Here is a 22,917-nt window from a genome sequence, read left to right as displayed (position 1 = left end):
CCAAGATGCAAGTAACACGCCTCCGCCGGCGTGTCGAGAAGAAGCCTTCGGGCCTTCTCGGTCGACGCATCGGCCGCCGGGTACCACTCGTCACGGCAGGCGCCACCGTTGTCGCCGTCCTCGCCGCCGGTACCGGTTCGGCCCAGACCACGCAGTTCGGTACCTCGCACGTCGGTGACACCACCGACAAGGGTCTGGTCATCTCCAGCGACCAGTACCTGAAGCCGATCGGCGATCGTCTGCTCCTTCAACCCGGCAAGATCATGTCCTCTTCGGTCAGCCCCGACGGCACCCACGTCGCCGCCTCGATCACCGACGGCGGCATGGCGCTGGCGATCGTGAACCTGAAGGACTGGAAGGTGCAGCAGCTGATCGGCAACAACGCCGCGGCGAATCTGCGCATCCCGGGCAACGACATCGGCCAGGAAGGCCCGACGTACTCCCCGGACGGATCGCAGCTGTGGCTCGGGCAGACCGACGGCTACCGCAGGTTCGCGGTGAACCCGGACGGCAGCCTTGCCAACCCGACGTTCGTGTCGATCCCGGCCGACGGACCCAAGCACGCGCTGGTCGGCGAGGCCGTGTTCTCGTCCGACGGCTCGATCGTGTACTCCGCCGTCAACGGCCAGAACCGCGTGGTCGCGATCAACGCGGGCACCGGCGACATCATCCAGAGCTGGCCGGTGGGCATCGCCCCGCGTGACCTGATCATGGTCGGCGACAAGCTGTACGTCAGCAACGAGGGCGGCCGGACGGCGCGGCCGGGCGAGACCACGATCAACTCGTACAACACCCCGGTGCCGGCCAACCCGGTCACCGCGGCGACGACGACCGGCACCGTCAGCGTCATCAACCTGGCGAAGCCGGCCGCCGCCCCGACGAGCATCACCGTCGGTCTGCACCCGACCGCCCTGTACGCCAAGGGCAAGGCGCTGTTCGTCACCAACACCCAGACGAACGACGTGTCGATCATCGACACCGGCAAGAACAAGATCGTCCAGACCGTCGCCACCCAGCCATGGCCGGAGGCCTCGGTGGGCTACGAGCCCGACGGAGTGACGCTCACCGACGACGGTCACCTGCTGGTGACGCTCGGCCGCGCCAACGCGGTCGCCGTCTACAAGTACACGACTCCGCTGGAGCCGGTCAGCTACGTCGGCCTGCTGCCGACGGACTACTTCCCGGCTGAGATCACCACGGTCGGCGACGACGTACTGGTCTCCAACACCCGCGGCATCGACGCCCGGCGTACGACGACCGCCGCCGGTCGCGGCACTCACGACACCACGTCGAGCCTGCAGCGGTTCAAGCTGCCGACCGACAACGTGATCCGCGCCGACACGGCCAAGGTCTTCCAGCAGAACGGCTGGACCAAGGGCTCGGTCCAGGTGGCCAACGGCAAGGGCGAGGCGGCGAAGAAGAAGCCGGTGCCGGTCCCGCAGCGGCTCGGCGAGCCGTCGACGATCAAGCACGTCTTCCTGCTGGTCAAGGAGAACCGGACCTACGACCAGGTCTACGGCGACATACCCGAGGGCGACGGCGACCCGGCGCTGGCGCAGTTCGGTGAGAACGTGACGCCGAACCAGCACGCGCTGGCCCAGCAGTTCGGGCTCTACGACAACACCTACGACATCGGCACGAACTCGGCCGAGGGTCACAACTGGCTGATGCAGGCCGACAACCCGGAGTACACCGAGTCCTCGGCCGGCGAGTACCTGCGCAGCTACGACACCGAGGACGACGCGCTCGGCCACCAGCAGACCGGCTTCATCTGGAGCGGTGCGCAGGCGGCGGACAAGACCGTGCGCGACTTCGGTGAGTTCCAGCAGTTCCTGACCAAGCCGGCCGGCGCCAGCTGGCAGAACCTGTACTGCGACACCAAGAACATGATCGCCACCGGGGAGGACACGAAGTACCCGCTGGTCTCGTCCTCGCCGATCCCGTCGCTGAACGACGTGTCGGTGCACGGCTTCCCGAAGTTCGACACCAGTGTCCCGGACATCTACCGGGAGCAGATCTGGAAGCAGGACTTCGACAAGAACGGTCCGGCGAACCTGAACATGTTCTGGCTGTCCAGTGACCACACCGGTGGTCCGGCGAACGCGGCCGCCCAGGTCGCGGACAACGACCTCGCGGTCGGCAAGATCGTCGAGACGATCTCGCACAGCAAGTACTGGAAGGACTCGGCGATCTTCGTCGTCGAGGACGACTCGCAGGCCGGCCTGGACCACATCGACGGCCACCGGGCGCCGATCCAGATCATCAGCCCGTGGGCCCAGCGCGGCAAGGTCGACAACCACTACTACTCGCAGATCACGATGATCCGCACCATCGAGCAGATCCTCGGGATCCACCCGATGAACCAGAAGGACAGTGCGGCCACCCCGATGCGGGACGTGTTCACCCAGCGCCCCGACAACACGCCGTTCACCGCTCTGCCGAACCGGACCTCGCTGACCGGCGGTCTGAGCACCCCGCCGTCCTGCGGCCTGGACGTCCCGGCGGCGCAGAACCCGCTCGCGGCGCCCGCGCCGAAGGCGACGGTACCGGCGGACATGCAGGCCATGGCGGCCACGTGGAACGACTGGAAGTCGCAGCAGCGGCTCACCGGTCCGGACGCCAAGGCCGACTTCGCGAACCCGGCGCAGATGGACCACTTCACGTGGTACCAGGCGCACGACTGGGCCACGCCGTACCCCGGTGAGGACAGGATCGTCGCACCGCAGGACGTGCCAGGCTCGTACATCCCGGCCCCGGACTCCGACGGCTGAGGTAACACGTAAGTACGTAGCACCCGAGGCCCCTGGCCGGCATCACGCCGGTCAGGGGCTGCCGCGTTTCCTACCAGGGATGGATTCGCTTCCACCCTCCGACCGAGGCATGTCCTGCCCGGACTTCAACAGTCACGCCGATGACCGGGCCCCGTCGGTTCGCCGACGCTGGTTGCGGCAAGCAATCAAGGCAAGGGACTGGACATGCTTCGACTCCTGGGATTCAACCCGTACCTGCGCGCGCTGATCGGCATCGGCCTGCTGGTGTTCGGGATCGTCACGCACCGGCCGCTGCTGATCGCCGTCGGTGCCGCTGTCGGCATCTGGAGTGCGGCGAACGTCGTCATGGATGCCAAGGGCAACGGTCAGCGCGACCGTCCCGGGCGGGACCGGTGACCGGCGTCGTCTCCGTCCGCGACCTGACCAAGCGGTACGGCGACTTCGCCGCCGTCGACGGCGTCAGCTTCGATATCGACGAGGGCCAACTGGTCGCCGTACTGGGACCGAACGGTGCCGGCAAGACCACGACGCTCGAGATCCTGGAGGGGTTCGCCGAGCCGACCTCTGGTCAGGTGCGGGTCCTCGGTGAGGACCCGCCGCGCGGCGGCCGTGCGTGGCGCGCGCAGGTTGGCCTCGTCCTCCAGTCGACCAGCCTCGAGACCGAGCCGACTGTCGCGGATCTGCTGCGCGTGTTCGGACGGCTCTACCCGAACCCGCGGCCGGTCGCCGAAGTACTGGAACTGATCGACCTCGCCGACGACGCGAGAACGCGGGTGGGCGCGTTGTCCGGTGGACAGCAGCGCCGGGTCGATCTCGGGCTCGCGATCATCGGGAACCCCGACGTACTGTTCCTCGACGAGCCCACCACCGGCCTCGACCCGGAGGCGCGACGGCGTTGCTGGGCCAGCGTGGAGCGGCTGAACGACGCGGGTACGACGATCCTGCTGACCACGCACTACCTCGACGAGGCGGACCACCTCGCGGATCGGGTGATGGTGCTCTCCGCTGGGCGGCTGGTGGCCGACACCACGCCCGCAGCGATGCGAGCCAGCGGTGGTCTGAGTGTTGTCCGCTTCCCGTTGCCGGTCGGGGCTCCCGATCTCCCGCCGTCTCTGGCCGCCCACGTCACCGAACGCATGCTGAGCCTCCACACGGACCGAATCGAGCCCGTCCTCGCGGACCTCCTCGCGTGGGCCGATCACCACCGGCTCGAACTGACGACCCTCGAAGTCGGTCCACCGAGCCTCGAAGAGGCCTACCTGTCCATCACCCACTCGGAGCCTCACGATGCCCTCTTCGCAAGCCATGTCTGATCCGGGAACGCGACTGCCACCGGTCCTGCCACTCCTGCTGGGCCAGATCGCCCACCAGGTCCGCTTGCTCCTTCGCACTCCCAGAGCGATGAGCACCGGCCTCGTTCTCCCGATCCTGCTGCTCCTGCTGAACTCCTCGGACGGTCAGATCGCGCCGTCCCGGCTGGCGGGCTGCGCGGTTCTCGGTACGACGATGATCGCCTGGACGACCCATGGGATCGGGCTGGTCGCAGCCCGGGAGTCCGGGGTGATGAAGCGCTGGCGTGCGACACCGCTGCCCGCGTGGTGCTATCTCAGTGGTCAGATCGTCGCGTCGGTGCTCGTCGCGGTGCTCGCCGGTGCGGTCGCCGTACTCGCCGGTGTGGCCTTCTTCGGTACGGACCTGGACGTCTGGCATGCGATCGGCATGCTTGCCGCCGTCTTCCTCGGGGCGCTCGCCTGTGCGTCCGCGGCGACGGCCGTCACGGGTTTCATCTCGACCGTGGCCAGTGCGTTCCCGATTCTGGGCCTGACCTACCTGCCGGTGGTGTTGTTCTCCGGCACGGTGGGCGATCCGGTGAAGGCGTCGTGGGTTTCCACGATCGCGTCGTACCTGCCGGTGCGTCCGATCATCGACGCCGCGGGTCACGCGCTCGCCGGCACCGGGCTCCCGGTGCGAGACGTCCTCGTGCTGTGCGGCTGGTCTGTCGCCGGCTTGCTGGTGTCGCTGCCCGTCTTCCGCTGGGAGCCGACCCGGACCCGCCAGGGCCGGCCCATGCGTTCTTCAAGCGCCTCGAGCTACTGATGCCTGAGGAGACCGTGTTGGTAGGCGTAGCTGACGGCACGGGCACGATCCCGGGCGCCGATCTTGGCGAGGAGGTGGTTGACGTGACTCTTCACGGTCGCCTCGGTCACCACCAGCCGGGCCGCGATCTCGGCGTTCGACAGGCCTTCGGCGATGAGCGTCAGCACCTCGGTCTCGCGCCGGGTCAGCACGTCGTCGGACACCGCCGTGGGCTTCGGCGTACCGGGATCCGCCGCGATCGCCGCGACCAGGTGATGCTGCACGGCCGGGTCGATCGCGGCCTGGTCGTCCAGCACCCGATGCAGCGCCTCGTGGATCTGGGCCGACCTCGCGTCCTTCGTCAGGTAACCGCGCGCACCCGCTCGGAGGGCGGCGAGCACCGACTCGTCATCGGCGTACGTCGTCAGCGCGATCACCTTCACCTCCGGGTGCAGGTCACGCAACCGCCGGGTCGCCTCGACCCCGTCGCAGCGCGGCATCCGCAGATCCATCAGTACGACGTCAGGCTTCAACTCACCGACCATGCGCACCGCCTCCTCGCCCCCGGAGGCGGTGCCGACGACCTCGACATCGGGCAGCAGCCCGAGCACCAGTGCCAGTCCCTCCCGGACCACGCGCTGGTCGTCGACGCTCAGCACGCGGATCATGCCGGCACCTCCAGTTCCACCCGGAAACCTGTCGGCGTCGGGCCTGCATCAAGGCGCCCGCCGAGCAGCTCGGCGCGTTCACGCATACCGGTCAGGCCATAGCCGGAACAACCCGAGGTTGTTGCCGGATCGCCGTAATCCTCGACGATGAGCCTTGCCAGCCCCGGTTCGTAGGTGAGCTTCACGGTGACGCACCGTTGTCGCGTGGCGTGCTTCGCGATGTTCGTCAGGGACTCCTGGACAACCCGATAGACGGCCAGCCGGGCGTCTGCGTCGAGCGCGTGCTCGTTGCCGACGACGGTCAGTTCGCACCGGATGCCGGTGTCGTGCCCGAACCGAGCGGTCAACGCCGGCAGCTCCCCCGGCCCGGGCAGCGCCTGGTCGTCGCGGAGCATGCCGATGGCGTGCCTGGCCTCGTCGAGTCCTGAGCCGGCCAGATGCCGCGCGCGGTCGATGACTCCGGAGAGACGGTCGTCGCCGGCGGCCAGCACAGTCGCACCTTCGAGCTGGAGCACCAACCCTGACAGCGAGTGCGCGAGTACGTCGTGCATCTCGCGGGCCAGTCGCTGGCGCTCCGCGAGCGCGGCGGCACGAGCCTGCGCGTCGCGGGTCCGTTCCAGCTCGAGCAGCAGCCGTTCCGCCTCTTCGTTGGTCTCGCTCAGTCGCTCGGCCAGACGCATCACGGCGTAGAAACTTGCCATCGCGATGCTGGTCAACAGCGCCGGCAACGGCGACCGATCACCCCCGACGAGCAGAAGCGCCAGCCCCGCCCCGACAACCGCAGTGCCCGGGATCGGCGGAAGCCTGCGCCCGATCAGAGCCACGGCGACGAACACCCCGAGCACTCCCGGCCCGGACGGCTGCAGCCGCAGCAGTACGACGCTTGCCACGAACAGGACCGCGATCGAGAGCCATCGCACCCAGGTCGGCCCGCTCCGAGCGGCGAAGGTTCCGAACGCCCCGGCGGCGAACGCCGCAATCGCGACCGAGATCACCAGTCCCTCGCCGTGCCGACCTGGACCAGGCGCCGACTGGCTCAGCACGATGATCTGCAGCCCTATGATGAGCGGACCCACCAGCCGCAGCCACCGCCACGTCGTCTCGTGATGGGCCCGGGCGTGACGCAGCGCCACCAACGCGGGCACACTTCTGGCTCCGGCGATCACCGAACGACCATAGGCTCCGACCCCGCACAGATCACTGTCGTCAACGGAAGATCAACCCACAGATCAACCCAGGGTTGGAGAAACGCGGGTCAGTCGCTCTCGTCCAGCCGGAGCTGGAGAAGCTGCGCGAGCGGCATGGACTCACCGTCGCGAGCGCCCAGGCCGACCGTGATCGGTGGATCGGAGGGCAGGATGCGTACGCCGAAGAGCCGGGCGCTGAGGCTGGCCGGCGTACCGAGGATGTAGAAGTTGCCCTCGGCGTCGGTACCGAGAGAGCGGTTGCGGCGCAGGTACCAGCCGGTGATGCCGGTGCGGTAGCTGGCTCCCGATCCGGTGACCTGTGCCCGCAGCGGCTGTGGCTCGACGCCTCGTTCCTTCATCGTCCGGACGAAGTCGGTCAGCAGTGCGCGGGCCTGCGCGGTCTCGGCGGCCCTGCGACGTTCGAGCGCGGCGGCATGGACGGCGGCTGCCTCCCGCCGTTCCTCGCGCCAACTCGGCTGACTGTCCACCCCGCCAGCCTAGTTCGCCCCCTTCGTCAGGCTGTGGCCGGCTGAGCTATCCGGCCCAGCAGGTGTTGCCACGCACGGTCGAGCCCGGCGGCAACGCAGCCGGCCACGACCGTGTCGGCCGCGAGCACGCTCATCTTCACTTCCGGCATCACTGGCGAAAGCAGGCGCAACTGCTCGACGACCGCATCGAGGAAGCCCGGTGCCTGGCCGATGCCACCGCCCAGCACGATCAGCTCGGGGTCGACGACCGCGATGACGCTGCACACTGCCTTGGCCACGAGGAGTGCCTCTTCGGTCACCACCGCGGCTGCGATCACATCACCACGCGCCGCTGCCGCGAACACCTTCGCCGCCGACGTCGCACCTCGCACACCCGCACGCCGAGCAGCTCTGACCACGGCCGCGGCCGACGCCGACGCGTCGAAGCTCCCCCGCTTGCGTGCGTCCCGCGCATCGCTGCCGCTGCCTTCGGTGAACGGCAGGTAACTGATCTCGCCCGCCACACCGTGGAAGCCGTGCCGGAGCTTGCCGTCGAGCACCAAGCCCATACCGATACCCGTACCGACTGACACGAACGCGAAGCTGTCGACATCGCGACCATGACCGTGGACCCGCTCGGCCAGGGCGGCCGCGTCCACGTCGTTCTCGATCATCAACGTCGGACCGAACCGCTCGCGCAGCGCCGGCAACACCGCGGGCGAATCCCAACCCGACAGGCGCCCGGTCAACGTCAGAGTGTCGCGCTTCGGATCGTAGACACCCGGACTTCCGATCACCGTCTGGGTGAGCTGCGACGCGGTGATGCCTGCTTCGTCCAGCAGCGTCGCCGCGAGATCGGCAAGCTCCTGGACCCGAGCCATCTCGCGCACTGCTTTCGTACGCACGCTGAGTCGGCAACGCACAGTGCCCCGCAGATCCGCGATCGCTCCACGCAGGAACTCGCGTCCGACATCGAGACCAAGAACGAACCCTGCCTCCGGGCGTACGTCGTACAGCCGCGCGGCCGGACCGGGGACGCCGGTCCGCTGGCCGGACGCATGCACCAACCCGCCACGTTCTATGGTGGCCAGGGCCGCAGAGACCGTCGGCTTCGACAGACCGGTCAGCGTGGCCAGCTCCGTCCGGGACACCGGACCAGACCGCCGGATGTGCTCCAGCAGCACCTGCTCGTTGATCGCGCGAATCAGCTGCGGGCGGGCTGCGGCGGCACCTCCGGCGACAACCGTCACGTCGGTCTCCTTTGGGTCGCGAATTGGTCAAGCTGCAAAGTTGGGCCTTGTGCCCGCCAGGATTGTTAAGTTAGTTTCCTAACGATTCTATTGGACGGCACGGTGGAGTTGCCAGCCCATGATTCGTACCCCGGTTGTGCTCGGTCTCGACTTCGGCGGGACGAAGATCGCCGTCGCGGTCGGCGACCTGTCCGGCCGGCGTCTCGGCACGACCACCATCGACAGTCTGGCCGAGGCAGGAGCCGAGGCGGCAATGCGACGCGGTCTGACCGCGGCCCAGGAACTGTTGGCGGAGGTCGCTGCGGACGGGGAACTCGCGGCGGTCGGCGCGGCGACGCTCGGGATTCCGTACGACGACCACGTCGAGCTCGCGCCGACGTTTCCCGGCTGGGGTGAACTCCCCTTCGGCCGGATGGTGCGGGAGGCGTTCCCCGACGTACCTGTCCTGCTCGGGACCGATGTGAAGGCCGCGGCTGCCGCCGAGGTGCGGTGGGGTGCGTTGGCCGGTTGCGATCCGGGCATCTACCTCAACCTCGGCACCGGCCTCGCGGTAGCGATCGTTGCCGGAGGCACGGTCATCTCCGGTGCGCACCGCGCGTCCGGAGAGATCGCCTACAACCTGCGGACCGCCGCGGATGTTTGGATCGAGCCGGCGCAGCGCACGATCCTCGAGGATGTCGTCAGCGGCCAAGCACTCGAGGCAACCGGCAGCACCCGGCTCGGACAGCGGGTATCGGCGGCGGACGTCTTCACCCGGTCGGCGACCCAGCCGGATGCCGCCGTCCTCACCGACGAGTTCAACCGCGAGCTGGCGATGCACGTCGTCAACCTCGCCATCGCCCTCGACCCGGCCCGCATCGTTGTCGGTGGCGGCCTGGTCGGTTCCTGGGACCGGATCGGTCCCGAACTGCGCCGGGCACTCGACGCGGCCGTCCCGTTCCCACCGGAACTGGAGCTGGCCCGATTCCCTTCGGACGCGCCGCTGGTGGGCGCACTCGCCCTCGGAGTCGAGGCCGCGGGCGCGGTCCTCGGTGCGGAGGCATTCGCATGACCATGAGATCGAGGAGTGAAAGGCAGAGACGATGAGGGGCATCAAACGGATCGCCGTCGCCACCATGGCGGTCGGCATACTGGCCGCCGCGGGCTGTGGCGGCGGCGACAAGCCGATCGGGAGTGCGTCCAGCAACCCGTCGTCCTCGACGAGCAGCGGCGGCAGCACCGGGCAGTTCAAGAAGGGTGGCGTCGTCACGATCGCCAACGTCGGCGGTCAGACCTGGCCTTGCCAGTTCAACCCGTTCAACCCGTCGGTCAACGGCGTGGCGGGCGGCTTCGTCTACGAGCCCCTGGTCTTCGTCAACGTGCTCAAGAGCGGGGCCACCACGCCCATGCTGGCCTCGGCCTTCACCTGGTCGCCGACGAAGGACTCGATCGACTTCACCATCCGCGACGGCGTGAAGTGGAGTGACGGACAGCCGTTCAGCGCCGACGATGTGGTCTACACCTTCAACCTGATGAAGCAGCAGCCGGCTCTCGACCTGTACGCGCTGTGGACCGGCGCCGGACTGACCAGCGTCACCGCGGCCGGCAACAAGGTCACGATGAAGTTCAAGGCACCGGCGGAGCCGTACTTCTTCAACTTCGCCAACCAGGTCAACATCGTGCCCAAGCACATCTGGTCCACCGGTGAAGCGGCGTCCAAGCCGGCCACCTGGGCGGATCCGAAGCCGGTCGGCACCGGGCCGTTCACGGTCGAGTCCTGCTCCAGCAACAACATCACCTACGCCGCCAACGGCAGCTACTGGCAGCCGGGCAAGCCGTACCTGTCGAAGGTGCAGTACCCGGCCTACCTGGACAACAACCCGGCCAACCTCGACCTGGCCAGCGGCAAGGCGCAGTGGGGTGGCCAGTACATCCCGAACATCGACAAGTTCTACAAGTCGAAGTCGCCGGAGAACAACTACTGGTTCCCGCCGACCGCGAACGTCGCACTCGTCCCGAACCTCGATCCGTCGCACAAGGTGACCAGCAACCTGGCTGTCCGGCAGGCGATCGCCTACGCGCTCGACCGCGAGCAGATCTCGAAGATCGGTGAGAGCGGCTACCAGCCGGCCGCCAACCAGACCGGCGTCGTCACCCCGACCTTCGACAAGTACTTCGACAAGGACGCACTGACGGCGGCCGGCTACGACAAGCCGAACCCGGAGAAGGCCAAGCAGTTGCTGGCCAGCGCCGGCTACAGCTCGTCGAACCCGCTCAAGCTGAACGTCATCAGCGTCACCGGCTACACCGACTGGGACGCGTCCCTGGCGGTCGTCAAGCAGCAGCTCGCCGCCGTCGGGATCGAGCTGACCACCCAGGACCTGCAGCAGCAGTCGTACAACCAGAAGCTCTACACCGGTGACTACGACCTCGCGTACTCCAGCCTGTCCGGCGGACCCTCGCCGTACTACGAGCTGCGGCAGCTGCTGTACTCGAAGAACACCGCCCCGATCGGCAAGCAGGCCAACAGCAACTACTCGCGCTACATCAACCCCGACGTCGACAAGCTGTTCGACCAGTACGCGAGCGCCGACCCCGACACCCAGGTCAAGCTGATCAAGCAGATCTCCGGGTACATGATCAAGGACGTGCCGCTCATCCCGACCACCGAGTCGGTCGACTGGTACCAGTACAACACCAAGGACATCGAGGGCTGGCCGACGCAGGACAACCCGTACGCCCAGCCGGCGCCGTACAACATCCCGGACGCCGGGCAGGTGCTGGCGAACCTGTACTCGAAGTCGGCCCAGAACTAAGCAGGCCCAGAAGTAAGCAGGAAGGAAACGTGGCAAGAGTGAGCACGAGGAGCTGGTGGCTGTGCGATACCTGATCCGTCGTATCGGGTTCTTCGTGCTCACTCTCTGGGCGGCGATGACGCTGAACTTCTTCATCCCGCGGATGATGCCCGGCAGTCCCGAGGAGGCATTGCGGGAGCGGCTCAGCAAGGGGGGCTCGGTCGTCACGCCGGAGCAGTTGCGGACGGTGCTGGCCGAGTTCGGCTTCGATCCGGACAAGAACATCGTGTTGCAGTACGGCGAGTACCTGAAATCGATGGTCACCGGGCACTGGGGCGTGTCGGTCGGCAGCAGCCTCGGTGTCCCGGTGACGACCCTGATCGGCGACGCGCTGCCATGGACCCTCGGTCTGGTCGGCATCACCACCGTGCTGGCGTTCGCGATCGGCACCCTGATCGGCACGATCGCCGGCTGGCGGCGCGGTGGGCTCATCGACGGGGTCGTGCCGCCGGTCTTCATCGTCACCTCGGCGCTGCCGTACTTCTGGGTGGCGCTGCTACTGATCTCGATCTTTGCGATCGGCGACAACCCGATCCTGCCCAACGACTTCAACTACGACCAGGGGCTGACACCAGGCTTCAACGCGGAGTTCGCCGGCAGCGTGATCAAGCACGGCATCCTGCCGGCCGCCACGATCCTGATCACCGCGGTCGGCGGCTGGATCCTGACCATGCGCAACAACATGGTCACCACGCTGGCCGAGGACTACGTCCGGATGGCCCGCGCCAAGGGCATCCCGAGCCGGAAGATCATGTTCGGCTACGCCGGCCGGAACGCATTCCTGCCCAACCTGTCCGGTTTCGCGATGTCACTCGGTTTCGTCATCTCCGGCACGATCCTGGTCGAGTACGTCTTCAACTACCCCGGACTGGGTTACATGTTCTACAACGCCACGGTGAGCACGGACTACCCACTGCTGCAGGCCTTGTTCCTGCTGGTGACGCTCGCCGTCTTGATCTGTGTCCTGCTCTGCGACTTCGCGGTGTTCCTGCTCGACCCACGAGCCCGGACGAAGGGGTAACCGATGAGCGCGATCGTCGCCGGCACCGCTGCACCGGCACCCAGTGCGACCCGCCGCCCGCGGGGCGGCATCTTCCGGGCGATCCTGCACAACCGCAAGGCCATGCTGGGGGCGGCCTTGCTGGTGCTGTTCGTCCTGCTGGCCGCCGTCCCGAAGCTGTTCGTCCCGTGGCTCAAGGGCGACCCACAGGCGATCGGTGACCTGCCGTTGCAGGGACCTTCGTCCGCACACTGGCTCGGCACCACCGGCCTCGGCCAGGACGTGTACGCCGAGCTGATCTACAGCACCCGCGAGTCGCTGGTCATCGCGGTCATCGCCGGCCTCGGCGCCACGATCCTGTCCGTGATCATCGGGGTCTCGGCCGCCTACCTGGGCGGCGCCGCGGACAACGTGCTGTCGATGATGACCGACATCTTCCTGGTGCTGCCGACGTTCCCGCTGATCATCGTGCTGGCGACGTACGCCGGCAAGGGCAACCTGACCGTGATCATCATCGTGCTGATCCTCACCGGCTGGTCGTACGGCGCCAGACAGATGCGCGCGCAGGCGTTGTCGCTGCGCAACCGGGACTTCCTCGAGTCGGCCCGGGTCCGCGGCGAGCGCCGGTCGTACATCATCGTGGTCGAGGTGTTGCCGACGATGATCTCGCTGATCGTGGCGAACTTCCTCGGTGCCGCCTTGTACGCCGTACTGACCGCGGCCGGCCTGCAGTTCCTCGGGCTCGGCGATCCCAACTCACTCAGCTGGGGCACGATGCTCTACTGGGCGCAGAACCAGGGCGCCCTGGTGAACGGACTGCCGGCGTGGGCGCTGTCGCCAGGTCTGGCGGTCGCGCTGCTCGGTGTTTCCTTTGCCCTGCTCAACTATGCGTTCGACGAGATCAGCAACCCCGCACTGCGGCCGGTTCGGAGGCGACGTGCCAAGTCAGCAGCCAATTCTTGAGGTCCGCGATCTCACCGTCGAGTACGACACCGGCAGCAGCCCGGTCGTCGCGGTCGACTCGGTGGATCTCGACGTCCACGCCGGTGAGTTCGTCGGGGTGGTCGGCGAGTCGGGCTGCGGCAAGTCGACGCTGCTGTTCGCCATCGCCCAGTTGCTGAGCCCACCGGCCGCCATCACCGGCGGCAGCGTGCACTTCCAGGGCCAGGACCTCGTCGCGATGAACGAGAAGAAGCTGGCCGCGTTGCGCTGGCGGGACTACTCCGTGGTGATGCAGAGCGCGATGAACGCGCTCAACCCGGTGAAGAGCATCGGCAGCCAGTTCCGCGACGCGATCATGTCGCACGACGAGCGGGTCGACGACGACCGCCCGGCCGAGGTGATGCGGATGGTCGGCATCGACCCGATCCACCTCAGGAGCTATCCACACCAGCTCAGCGGTGGGATGCGGCAGCGGGCCATGATCGCGATGGCGCTGCTGTTCACCCCCGACATGATCATCATGGACGAGCCGACCTCGGCCCTCGACGTGGTCGCGCAACGATCCCTGATGGTGCAGATCAAGGAACTGCAGCAGCAACTCGGCTTCGCGGTCGTCTTCGTCACCCACGACATGTCGCTGGTCAGCCACTTCTCCGACCAGCTGATGGTGATGTACGCCGGTCAGGTCGTCGAGTTCGGCGCCACCCGCGCGGTCTTCGACCACCCGGCGCACCCGTACAGCAAGGGCCTGCTCGACGCGTTCCCGTCGATCCGGGGCCCGAAGCAACCACTGACCGGGATTCCCGGCACCCCGCCGAACCTGGCCCACCCACCGAGCGGCTGCCGGTTCCATCCGCGCTGCCCAGTGGCGTTCGAGGACTGTCCGAAGATCGAGCCTGAGCTCTACCAGGTCGGTCCGATCCAGGCGCGCTGCCTGCTGCACGCCCCGGGCCAGACCCAGCCGGCCGAGCCCGTCCAGGAGGTGACGTCATGACCGATGTCAGCGTGGACTCCAAGTCGTCGACCGGCCAGGACTCGGGCGCGTCGACGGCGCCGCTGCTCGAGACCAAGAAGCTCACCCGGCACTTCCGCGTCGGCCGTGGGCTGTCCCGCCAGATGCTGCACGCGGTCGACGACGTCGACCTCACCATCGACCGGCAGGAGATCGTCGCACTCGCTGGAGAGAGCGGCAGCGGCAAGAGCACCATCGCCCGGCTGCTCGCGGGGGTGTACCAACCGACGAGCGGCGAGATCTACTACCAGGGCCGGCCGACGTCGAGCATGCGGTCGCGCAAGGACCAGCTCGCGTACCGCGGCGACGTACCGATGGTGTTCCAGGATCCGTTCAGCTCGCTCAACCCCGCCTTCCGCGTGTCGCACGGCATCCTGCGCAGCCTGAAGCTGCACCGCCCGGAGCTCACCCGGGCACAGCGGCTCGAGGAAGCCGAACGCGTCGTCGAGGCTGTCGGCCTGTCCCCTGCCGGCGACATCATGCACCGCTACCCGTATGAGCTCAGCGGCGGTCAGCGGCAACGCGTCGGCTTCGCCCAAGCGCTGGCGCACAAACCCAAGCTGATCCTCGCCGACGAGCCGGTGTCGATGCTCGACGTGTCGATCCGCATCGGCCTGCTCAACCTGATGAGCGAGCTGCGCGAAACCGAGGGTGTGTCGTTCCTCTACATCACCCACGACATCGCGAGCGCGCGGTACGTCGCCGACCGTCTCGCCATCATGTACGCCGGGCACATCGTCGAGTCCGGTCCGGCCGAGTCCGTGCTGGCCAACCCCAAGCACCCGTACACCGACCTGTTGCTCGGCGCGGTCCCCGACCCGAGGGCCCCACTGACTGCCGCCGTCGAAGGCGACACCGGAGAGCCGCCGAAGGTCATCGACCCGACCCCGGGCTGCCGCTTCCGCTGGCGCTGCCCGCTCGTCGTCGACGAGTGCCACCAGACCACCCCGACCCTCCGCATCCTCGGCACCAACCACGAAGCCGCCTGCCACGTGGCCGAACCCGACGCCTGACGGCTTTCCAACGGCGCAGGGATGCCGTATCAAGAGGACGTGACACACCTGTGCCCGAACTGTGGCGCGCCGAGTGCTGCCTTCGAAGCCGGCGGCCTCGTCGAGGTCGTCCACGACGCGGGGATCGATGGGCTGCGCAAGCTCTTCAGCGGCGAACTGCTGGTGGCACGGTGTGAGGTCTGCGACGATCCGTTGGACGCCGAGGTCAGCGTGGTCTGCGTCTCGGATGAGCCGCGAGCGATAGACCTGCTCTGCGGCCGGATGGCCCAGGACTGGGACCCCGAAGCGGTGATCGCCCGCGGTGACTTGGCGGTCGACCGGCCGTACGTCGTCCACCCGTCGGCGGACAGCCTGACCCGAAGCGTTGCTGCCCGGATGAAGGGGCGTCTGGCCGCTGTCAACGCTGCCGGGACGGCCATCGCCGACCATCGCCTGATGGAGTACCTCGAGGATCACTGGCGGCAGTTTCCCGCCGAGACGTTCGCTGCGGCGATCGTGCCCGCGATCGCGCCGGTGCCGGGCACCACAGTCGCCGCGGTCCGTGACCCGAACGCCGGCCAGGCGGACCCCCCGATGTTCGAAGCGCTGTTGCGGTACTACGGGTCGATGCAGGCCCAGGTCTGGCTGGCACTGTGCTACTCGTGGATGCAGGACCAGGCGGGAGGTGAATCCCTCCAGCTCGACCTGGAGCGCTACGTCCTGCGCGGCTACGTTCTGCCGGGCGCGCTCGACGCCTTCGACGACTACGCCGACAGCCTGGAGACCGACGATCTCCCGTTCCACGGCCGCTACGTGCTCGAGGCAACCAGAGCCGCGGCGCATCTGCGCGCCGAGGTCCCGGTCGGTGATGGACGCGAATGGGCCATGGCTTTGGCGACGCTCGAGTTCGCGTGCCGGCGGGACAGCGACAAGGTTCCGGCCGGATTCGGCCCGCTGCGCGTGGCAGAACAGTTCGCCCGAGCCACGGTGACGAGACAGGACGCCTGGTGGGCAGCGCAGCTCCTCCTCGCCACTGTGATGGAGGACCGGGTCGCACAGGGCAGCGATGCCGGCGCTGGGCCAGGCCGGATCACGGGGCAGGAGATTCTCACGGTGCAGCAGGTGGTCGAGTTCCTGGGCTTCTCCGATCTGGACAGCGTCGTGAACGACGTCCTCGCCGGCTACGACGCTGAGCCCGGCTTCGAGCGACTCCTCGAAGCCGTGGACGCCTTCCACGAGCGCGGCGACGAGGTCGACTCGGCGCTGTCCTTCCTCAAGGACATGGACGCGCCGCTGCTCCGGGCCGGGCAGGCGGACGAACTCGAGCGTCTCGCCGATCGTCTGATCGAGCTCTATCCGTCCGCCGACGCACGTGCCGCGGTCGAGATCTGGCTGGGTTCGCGGCTCAAGCTGCTCCGGCAGCCGAAACGCTTCCTGGCGAGAGTTGGTTCGGAGCCTCGGCCCTGGGAGGCCGAGTTGGGCGACATGCGCCGAGCGGCGCTCCTGACCGAGCGATCGAACGCACTGCGGCTGGCCGGACAGCCGGACGCAGCACTGGAGGTCGCCAGGCAAGCTCGAGCCGCGCTGCCAGCTGACGCCGGCGATGCGAACAAGGCGGTCGGGGACCGCAACATCGGAATCCTCCTGCGCGAGACAGGCGCACCGGATGCCGCGCTCGCCATCTTCACCGAGTTGACCACCCGGGGCACCGCCGCGGAACGCCTGGAGGCGTTCCATTCGGTCGCTGTCACGCTCGCGATGCTGCACCGGGTGCCAGAGGCGATCAAGGCGCTCGAACGCGCACTCGCCCTCGCCGGCGGTCCACAGGCACACCGTGCTCTTTCGCTGCGGGCTGCGCTCGCCAACCTCCTGTCGCCCGTCGAGCCGGCCAGAGCGGCCGAGCTGGTGCGCGAGATCCTCGATCCGGCCAAGGTGGTCATCGATCCGGACGTCGTGCTGCCGACGGCCGCGGCACTGTTCATCCTGGCCGGGAAGGCGCCGGAGCTTGTCGATCGGGATCAGACCGATGCGATCGACCGCAGCCTGGCCGAGGTGCGCGATCGTGCGATCGCCGCCGGCGACGTACCGGTCGCCTGCACCGCCGCGAACGCGACGGCCGTCCTGCACGACGTCCTCGGTCTGGCCGACAACCAGGACCGATGGCTGGCCGCCGATCGACTCGCCGTCGAGCTCGGGCAGACTCCCGACGCCATCGTCTTGCTGCGGCTGGCCGCGTTCGCCTTCGAGTACGACGACTCCGACGGTGCCGGCGAACTCCTCGGCAAGGTGCCGACGGCCCTGCGCCGGATGTATCGCGATGTCCGGGACCTGGCTGCCGTGTCAACCGGCAGTGAGCCGCTCCGCTATGCGGCCGAACGGTTGGCGGCGGCAGCCCTGGACAGCGTGCTCGATCGCCAGAGCGCGCCCTGGAGTGCTCTTCGTCAGGTGGCAGACCTGGGCCGCAACGCGATCGGCCGTACGGTCGCCCGGAACAGCCGATCGTGGAGTAGCGACGCGCCTGTGCCGGACGACGATCGACTCGCGGCGCTCGCCGAACCGGACCGGACCATCGGTGTCGTGGAGTGGATCGAGACGGTCGACGTGTACGTGTGCGTGCTCACTGTGATCCTGCCGGATGGGCAGGTGCGGTCACGATTCCTCGAGGCGCCCGACGAAGACCCGGTCGCCCTCGCGCCAGTTCTGCCCAACCTCATCCGCGGCTGGCGGCGCGGACGCTCCGGTGACCCACTGGAGCACAAGCGGTGGCAGGCCCTTGTCGCCTGGTGGACGCGGGAACTGTCCGAGGAGCTGACCGATGGCGACCATGTGGTCGTCATCGAGCACCCTGACCTCGTCGGTCTGCCCTGGCATGCTGCCTGCGGTGGCGTCTGGACGTGTTCGTACGCAGCCGGATGGTTCGCACTCCTGCAACACACGCAGTCGAGACCCGTCCGACGGCTCGGGGTGGTGCGGGTGCCGAAGTACGGGGACGCGGAAGAGGTCCGTGACGCTCTTGTGACCTCGACAGCCCGGACCGAGGCGTTCGCGAACTCGTCCGGGCTGGAGTTCGAGGCCGCCGAGGACGCGCCGGCCGACGCCGCGGCCGTGATGTCGCTGTTGAGCACAGTCGACGTCGCCAAGCTTCTCTGCCACGGCTATCAGGATCCGCAGACGAACGAAGTCGGCATCGTCGTCGCCGACGCGGGAGCCCTGCCGTTGCGGAACTCGATCGCTGCTGCCACCGAGCACGGCCGGCGCCATCGGCTCGACTGGTCGGCGCTGCAGGCCCTGGCGCAGGCACCGATGGTGATCTTCTCGCTGGCCTGTTTGAGTGGCGTCGTCCATTGGTCGGGCCTGGGCGAACGTCTCGGCCTGTTCACCGCGTTCGGTCCGGCCGGCAGCCGCGCGCTGATCGCCCCGCGGTGGGAGGTGCCTCCCGCCGAGGTTGCCCCTATTCTCGACGCAACGCTCGAGATCTGGCTGTCAGGCGACCTGGATCTGGCCCGTGCGCTACACCAGGCCTGCACAGCCGCCGCGGAAACTCTTCCGCCGCGCTATGCCTGGGCCTTGATGCTGGAGGGGGACTGGAAATGAGCCAAACGTTCGAGGAACTGCTGGCCGAGTTGCGGCCCGATGCCGACGCGGTCGAGCAGGCCACGCGGTACTACGTCGCCGAGAAGACCGGAGACCTCGACCCGGCGAGGATGATCGAGGAGATGCGGCAGGCCGCCGGCGATCGCGGTCCTGAGCTCGACGCGGCACTGACCATGGTCGAGCAGGACAGTGCACAGATCGAGTCCGCCTGCCTGACGGTCCTGGCCGGTGCCTGGGAGGACCCGGCCGAGCGCGACGCCGTCCGCGGGGCTCTGCAGGACGCCAAGGCGCAACTGCCCGTCATCGAGGTAGCTCTCATCGCCATCACCGTTGCCTACGGCATGTACCTGAGAAAAACGGGCGGGGTCAAGCGCCAACTGAAGGCCAAGCGGCACAACCCGGACGGCTCCATCGACGAGGTCGAGGAGATCGAGTACCAGTCGCCGGACGCGCCGCTGCGGGCCATCACCAAACTCTTCTCCGGCGGACAGTCGTCGGACACCGGGGATCAGCGGTAGGCGCGGGCCTGGAGTTCGAAGAGTTCGGCGTAGCGGTGGCCCGCGTCGAGGAGGTCCTCGTGTGTGCCGACCTCCTCGACGCGGCCGTTGTGCATGACCACGATGAGGTCGGCCATGCGGACGGTCGAGAAGCGGTGCGAGACGAGCACGGTGATGCCGCCGGTCTCGGTGGCCGCGATCTTCGCGGCGGCGGCGTACTGCTCGTAGAGGCGGTGCTCGGCCTCCGGGTCGAGGGCTGCGGTCGGCTCGTCGAGGAGCAACAGCAGCGGGCGATCGCGCATGAACGCCCGGGCCAGCGCGAGTCGTTGCCATTGGCCACCGGACAGCTCGACGCCGTCGGTGAACTTCTTGCCCAGCTGCGTATCGAGACCGCGCGGCAGCCCACCGATGACGGACTCCGCATCGCCTCGCGCGACCGCGGCACGGATGGCCGCCTCGTCCGACGCACGGTCGACGTCGCCCAACCCCACGACGTCGCGGGCCACCAGCTCGAACTTGACGAAGTCCTGGAACCCCGCCGAGAGCTGCGACCGCCAGGCATCCGGTGAGATCGTCGACAGGTCCACGCCGTCGACCAGGACGCGCCCGGTCGTCGGGTCGTACATCCGCGCCAGCAGCTTGACCAAGGTCGTCTTGCCGGCGCCGTTCTCCCCCACCAACGCGACCGCCGACCCTGCGGGCAGACTGAGACTGACATCGGTGAGTACGGCGGAATCCGTGCCAGGGTAGGAGAATCCGACGTTCCGCAGCTCGATGCCGGACACGAGCCGGGCTGGCGCCGGGGTCGTGCTCGACGTCCAGGAGTTCTCCTTCGCGTACGTGCGCAGCCAGTCGTACCGGCTGAAGCTCCGCACGACCTCGCCCACCCAATACACGTTCCGCGCGATCCCGCCGGTCATCTGATCGACCTGCGGCGCCAGCAGCAGCACGAGTACGACGTCGCCGGCCGTCTGTTGCCCGTTGCGCGCTCGCGCGATGATCCACACCACGGCCGCGGCGTACGCGAGACCGAACACGAGCCGCACCGACCCGTCGACCTTCCCGCCCCACCGCGCCGCCGCGACCCGGCGCCGGAACCGCTCCGTCTGCAACGCGAAGATCCGATCCAGCAGCACCTGCCCGAGCCCGAACACCCGCACCTCGAGGCCCGTCCGCGGATCCTTCGCCACCTCGATCAGCCGGTCGATCAGGCGCTCCTGAGGCATCGAGTCCTCCCACGCCTTGTGCTGCCGCGTGCTGCTCAGGTACGCCGACCAGATCCGCGACGCGCCGAGCAGCGGAAGAATCAGCAGTAGCGGATTCACCGACCCCAGCAATCCGAGCACGGTCACCGTGTTGGCGATCGTCGCGAAGGCCCACAGCAGCACCTCGGCACCGACGCCCATCCGCCACGCACGCTCGCGCACCAGCTCCAGCCGGTCGGCGACGTCCGGCCGCTCGTGATGCGTCAGCCCTGGAATGCCCGTGGTCACGTCCAGCAGGTCGGCGTGCACGCGACCTGCCATCCGCTCCTGCGCGGTGTCCTGCAACGGCCAGCCCACGACGTCGGCAACGAACGAGACCGCCAGCGCACCGACGATGATGCCGATGCCGAGCGCGATCGTGCTCGACTCGTCCTGCGTGATCCCGTCGACGAGCCGGCTGACGCCGTACGTCTGCAGCGGGGCGGTGATCGCTCTGGCCGCGACCAGCACGGTCGAGATCGTCATCAGCAACGGCGCGGCCCGGAACGACGTGGACAGCCACAGCCAGCAGATCCGGAGGCTACGCATCGAGGACCTCGCTACCGGCCTTGTCCGAGGACGTCACGTAGCGCTCGGCCTGCAGGCGGAACATGGCCGCGTACGTCCCAGCTTTGTCGAGCAACTGGTCGTGCGTCCCGTCCTCGACGATGTGCCCATCGGCCAGCACGCAGATGCGGTCCGCGTTCCGGACGACCGAGAAGCGGTGCGAGATGATCAGCGACGCCACACCGGACGTCAGCTCCAGGTATCGCTCGACCAGCTCGGCCTCGGCGCGTACGTCGAGGGCCGCCGCCGGCTCGTCGAGCACCAGCACACCGGCGCCCGCGTGGACGGCGAACAGCGCCCGCGCCAGCGCGATCCGCTGCCACTCACCGCCGGACAGGTCGACACCGCCGTCGAACGTCTTGTCGAGCACGGTGTCCCAGCCGTCCGGCAACCGGCGTACGACGTTGTCGATGCCCGACTCGCGGGCGACCTTGGCCAGCCCGACCTCGTCGTCGACGCGCTCGACCGCGCCGAACGTGACGTTGTCGGTCACCGACAGGGGAAAGCGCAGGAAGTCCTGAACGATCGCGGCGATGCGCCGCTGCCAAGCGGTCAAGTCGATGTCCGCGAGGTCCACGCCGTCGACCAGGATCCGTCCGGTCGTCGGCCGGTAGGCGCCGCCCAGCAGCTTCACCAGCGTGGACTTGCCGGCGCCGTTGACACCCACGAGCGCGAGCGCCTCGTGCGAACGGATCGTGAGGTTGAGGTCGCGGAGTACGTCGACGTCGGAGCCTGGGTACCGGAAACTCACGTTCTCGAACCGGACCTCGCGGGCCGGCATCGTCTCGACGCGGTGCTTGGTGGCCGCGCGCGGCTCGGGATGACGCTCGGCGATCGTCCCCGGCAGCCCCTTCATCGCCCGGTACGCCGACAGCCCGCGCCGCACCTGCACGACGCCGTACCCGTTGCTCGACACCCCGATGGCCAGGATCGCCGGAATGGTGGTCGCGACCTCGGTCAACGGCAGATCGCCGTTCAGCGCGGCGCGGCCGGCCAGCAGGATCGCCAGGCCGTTCGCCGCCAGGTGCAGGCCGCCGGTCAGGATCGACCACTTCACGTTCCTGCGGCGGCGCTCCCAGACCGGGCGGAAACCAGCGGTCCACTCGCGGACATACCGCTGCACAAGCCAGTTGTGGAGGCCGAAGACGCGCAGTTCCTTCGGCGCGTCCCGCATGCCGAGGTCGAACAGATAGTTGGCCCGCCGCTGCTCCTCGGTGTTGCCCCACCACACGTCGATCTCGCGCTCGATCAGGCGGCCGCCGTACCACTCCAGCAGGAACGTCACCGCGACCAGCATCGCCGCGACCGGCCACGAGAACATCACGCCGACGATGACCGCCGAGCCGATCAGGGTGACCCGGCTCGCGAAAAGCCACGGCAGGTTCCCCAGGCCCTGGGCGAGATGGAAGCCGCCCTTGCCCTTGGCCCGCTCCTGCACATCCAGCACCTCGGTGTCCTCGAGATGCGCGATCCGGCGCGGACGAAGCAGCGGCTCGGTGATGCCGGTGCCGATCGCGCGGGTGAGCGCCGCGTCCATGATCAGCGTCGCCACCTGGTGGATCGCGGGCGTCAGACTCTCCAGGACGAACACCACCAGCAGTCCGCCGAGCAGCCAGCTGAACTCGGTCATCGACATCGCTCCGGGCGCATCGTCGATCACCCCGGGAACGGCGCCGACCACGCGGCCGGTGAGCAGCACGACGGCCATGCCCAGCAAGGAGCCGAGCACCGCCAGGCTCATCGTCAAGGCGGTGCTCCACGGTGCAACACGCAACGCGTACCGCAACAGAGTCAGCACTTGACCGACCGTAACGGG

Annotated in this window: 18 protein-coding genes; 12 read left to right on the top strand and 6 right to left on the bottom strand. The window is 68.3% G+C overall.

The genetic code is table 11. The annotated features are described in order from the left end of the window. Positions 1–5 precede the first annotated feature (5 nt). The 4 genes from E0H75_RS20135 to E0H75_RS20125 all read left to right on the top strand — a co-directional run bounded on the left by E0H75_RS20135 (position 6) and on the right by E0H75_RS20125 (position 4,868). Positions 6–2,771 carry a bifunctional YncE family protein/alkaline phosphatase family protein gene (locus E0H75_RS20135; RefSeq protein WP_131515116.1) on the top strand — a complete coding sequence of 922 codons (2,766 nt, stop codon included), beginning with the start codon at positions 6–8 and terminating at the stop codon, positions 2,769–2,771. A gap of 204 nt (positions 2,772–2,975) precedes the next feature. Continuing rightward, on the top strand, positions 2,976–3,167 hold the full coding sequence (locus tag E0H75_RS43620; protein WP_202873066.1) for a hypothetical protein: 192 nt from the start codon (positions 2,976–2,978) through the stop codon (positions 3,165–3,167). After that, positions 3,164–4,084, top strand: a complete 921-nt coding sequence (locus E0H75_RS20130) for an ABC transporter ATP-binding protein (protein ID WP_202873065.1) — start codon at positions 3,164–3,166, stop codon at positions 4,082–4,084. The genes E0H75_RS43620 and E0H75_RS20130 overlap by 4 nt, the downstream gene beginning before the upstream one ends. Positions 4,085–4,172: 88 nt before the next feature. Further along, complete coding sequence (locus E0H75_RS20125; protein WP_165553866.1) at positions 4,173–4,868, top strand: ABC transporter permease; 696 nt, start codon at positions 4,173–4,175, stop codon at positions 4,866–4,868. Here E0H75_RS20125 and E0H75_RS20120 read toward each other — a convergent pair. From E0H75_RS20120 to E0H75_RS20105, 4 genes are all read right to left on the bottom strand, one after another. Continuing rightward, the gene (locus E0H75_RS20120) at positions 4,862–5,515 is read right to left on the bottom strand and encodes a response regulator (protein WP_131515113.1); all 654 of its coding nucleotides are present in this window, start codon (positions 5,513–5,515) and stop codon (positions 4,862–4,864) included. The genes E0H75_RS20125 and E0H75_RS20120 overlap by 7 nt on opposite strands. Next, the gene (locus E0H75_RS20115) at positions 5,512–6,681 is read right to left on the bottom strand and encodes a sensor histidine kinase (RefSeq protein ID WP_131515112.1); all 1,170 of its coding nucleotides are present in this window, start codon (positions 6,679–6,681) and stop codon (positions 5,512–5,514) included. The genes E0H75_RS20120 and E0H75_RS20115 overlap by 4 nt, the downstream gene beginning before the upstream one ends. 89 nt (positions 6,682–6,770) lie before the next feature. Then, positions 6,771–7,190 (bottom strand): hypothetical protein, encoded by a 420-nt coding sequence (locus E0H75_RS20110; protein WP_131515111.1) that lies wholly within the window; start codon positions 7,188–7,190, stop codon positions 6,771–6,773. Between the two features lie 26 nt (positions 7,191–7,216). Continuing rightward, entirely contained in the window at positions 7,217–8,419 is a 1,203-nt protein-coding gene (locus E0H75_RS20105; RefSeq protein ID WP_131515110.1) for an ROK family transcriptional regulator, read from the bottom strand. Positions 8,420–8,537: 118 nt separating this feature from the next. Here E0H75_RS20105 and E0H75_RS20100 point away from each other — a divergent pair, with 118 nt between their 5' ends. The 8 genes from E0H75_RS20100 to E0H75_RS20065 all read left to right on the top strand — a co-directional run bounded on the left by E0H75_RS20100 (position 8,538) and on the right by E0H75_RS20065 (position 19,311). Then, positions 8,538–9,470, top strand: a complete 933-nt coding sequence (locus E0H75_RS20100; RefSeq protein ID WP_131515109.1) for an ROK family protein — start codon at positions 8,538–8,540, stop codon at positions 9,468–9,470. A gap of 31 nt (positions 9,471–9,501) precedes the next feature. After that, entirely contained in the window at positions 9,502–11,214 is a 1,713-nt protein-coding gene (locus E0H75_RS20095; RefSeq protein WP_202873064.1) for an ABC transporter substrate-binding protein, read from the top strand. Positions 11,215–11,275: 61 nt separating this feature from the next. Then, on the top strand, positions 11,276–12,274 hold the full coding sequence (locus E0H75_RS20090; RefSeq protein WP_131515430.1) for an ABC transporter permease: 999 nt from the start codon (positions 11,276–11,278) through the stop codon (positions 12,272–12,274). A 3-nt stretch (positions 12,275–12,277) separates the two neighbouring features. Then, on the top strand, positions 12,278–13,216 hold the full coding sequence (locus tag E0H75_RS20085) for an ABC transporter permease (protein ID WP_131515108.1): 939 nt from the start codon (positions 12,278–12,280) through the stop codon (positions 13,214–13,216). Beyond that, complete coding sequence (locus E0H75_RS20080; RefSeq protein ID WP_238163149.1) at positions 13,191–14,189, top strand: ABC transporter ATP-binding protein; 999 nt, start codon at positions 13,191–13,193, stop codon at positions 14,187–14,189. Before E0H75_RS20085 ends, E0H75_RS20080 begins: the two co-directional genes overlap by 26 nt. Beyond that, positions 14,186–15,220 (top strand): ABC transporter ATP-binding protein, encoded by a 1,035-nt coding sequence (locus E0H75_RS20075; protein WP_131515106.1) that lies wholly within the window; start codon positions 14,186–14,188, stop codon positions 15,218–15,220. Before E0H75_RS20080 ends, E0H75_RS20075 begins: the two co-directional genes overlap by 4 nt. Before the next feature lie 21 nt (positions 15,221–15,241). Further along, positions 15,242–18,793, top strand: a complete 3,552-nt coding sequence (locus tag E0H75_RS20070) for a CHAT domain-containing protein (protein ID WP_131515105.1) — start codon at positions 15,242–15,244, stop codon at positions 18,791–18,793. Continuing rightward, complete coding sequence (locus E0H75_RS20065) at positions 18,790–19,311, top strand: hypothetical protein (protein ID WP_131515104.1); 522 nt, start codon at positions 18,790–18,792, stop codon at positions 19,309–19,311. Before E0H75_RS20070 ends, E0H75_RS20065 begins: the two co-directional genes overlap by 4 nt. Here the strand turns inward: E0H75_RS20065 and E0H75_RS20060 are convergent. Then, entirely contained in the window at positions 19,302–21,083 is a 1,782-nt protein-coding gene (locus tag E0H75_RS20060) for an ABC transporter ATP-binding protein (RefSeq protein ID WP_131515103.1), read from the bottom strand. The two genes, E0H75_RS20065 and E0H75_RS20060, sit on opposite strands and share 10 nt — an antisense overlap. Then, on the bottom strand, positions 21,076–22,899 hold the full coding sequence (locus tag E0H75_RS20055; protein ID WP_238163148.1) for an ABC transporter ATP-binding protein: 1,824 nt from the start codon (positions 22,897–22,899) through the stop codon (positions 21,076–21,078). The genes E0H75_RS20060 and E0H75_RS20055 overlap by 8 nt, the downstream gene beginning before the upstream one ends. Between the last annotated feature and the right edge of the window lie 18 nt (positions 22,900–22,917).

Origin of the sequence: Kribbella capetownensis, from assembly GCF_004331485.1 — a bacterium.
Classification (GTDB): domain Bacteria; phylum Actinomycetota; class Actinomycetes; order Propionibacteriales; family Kribbellaceae; genus Kribbella; species Kribbella capetownensis.
Note: the sequence above shows the minus strand (reverse complement) of the source record. Positions and strands in the feature narration are given on the sequence as shown.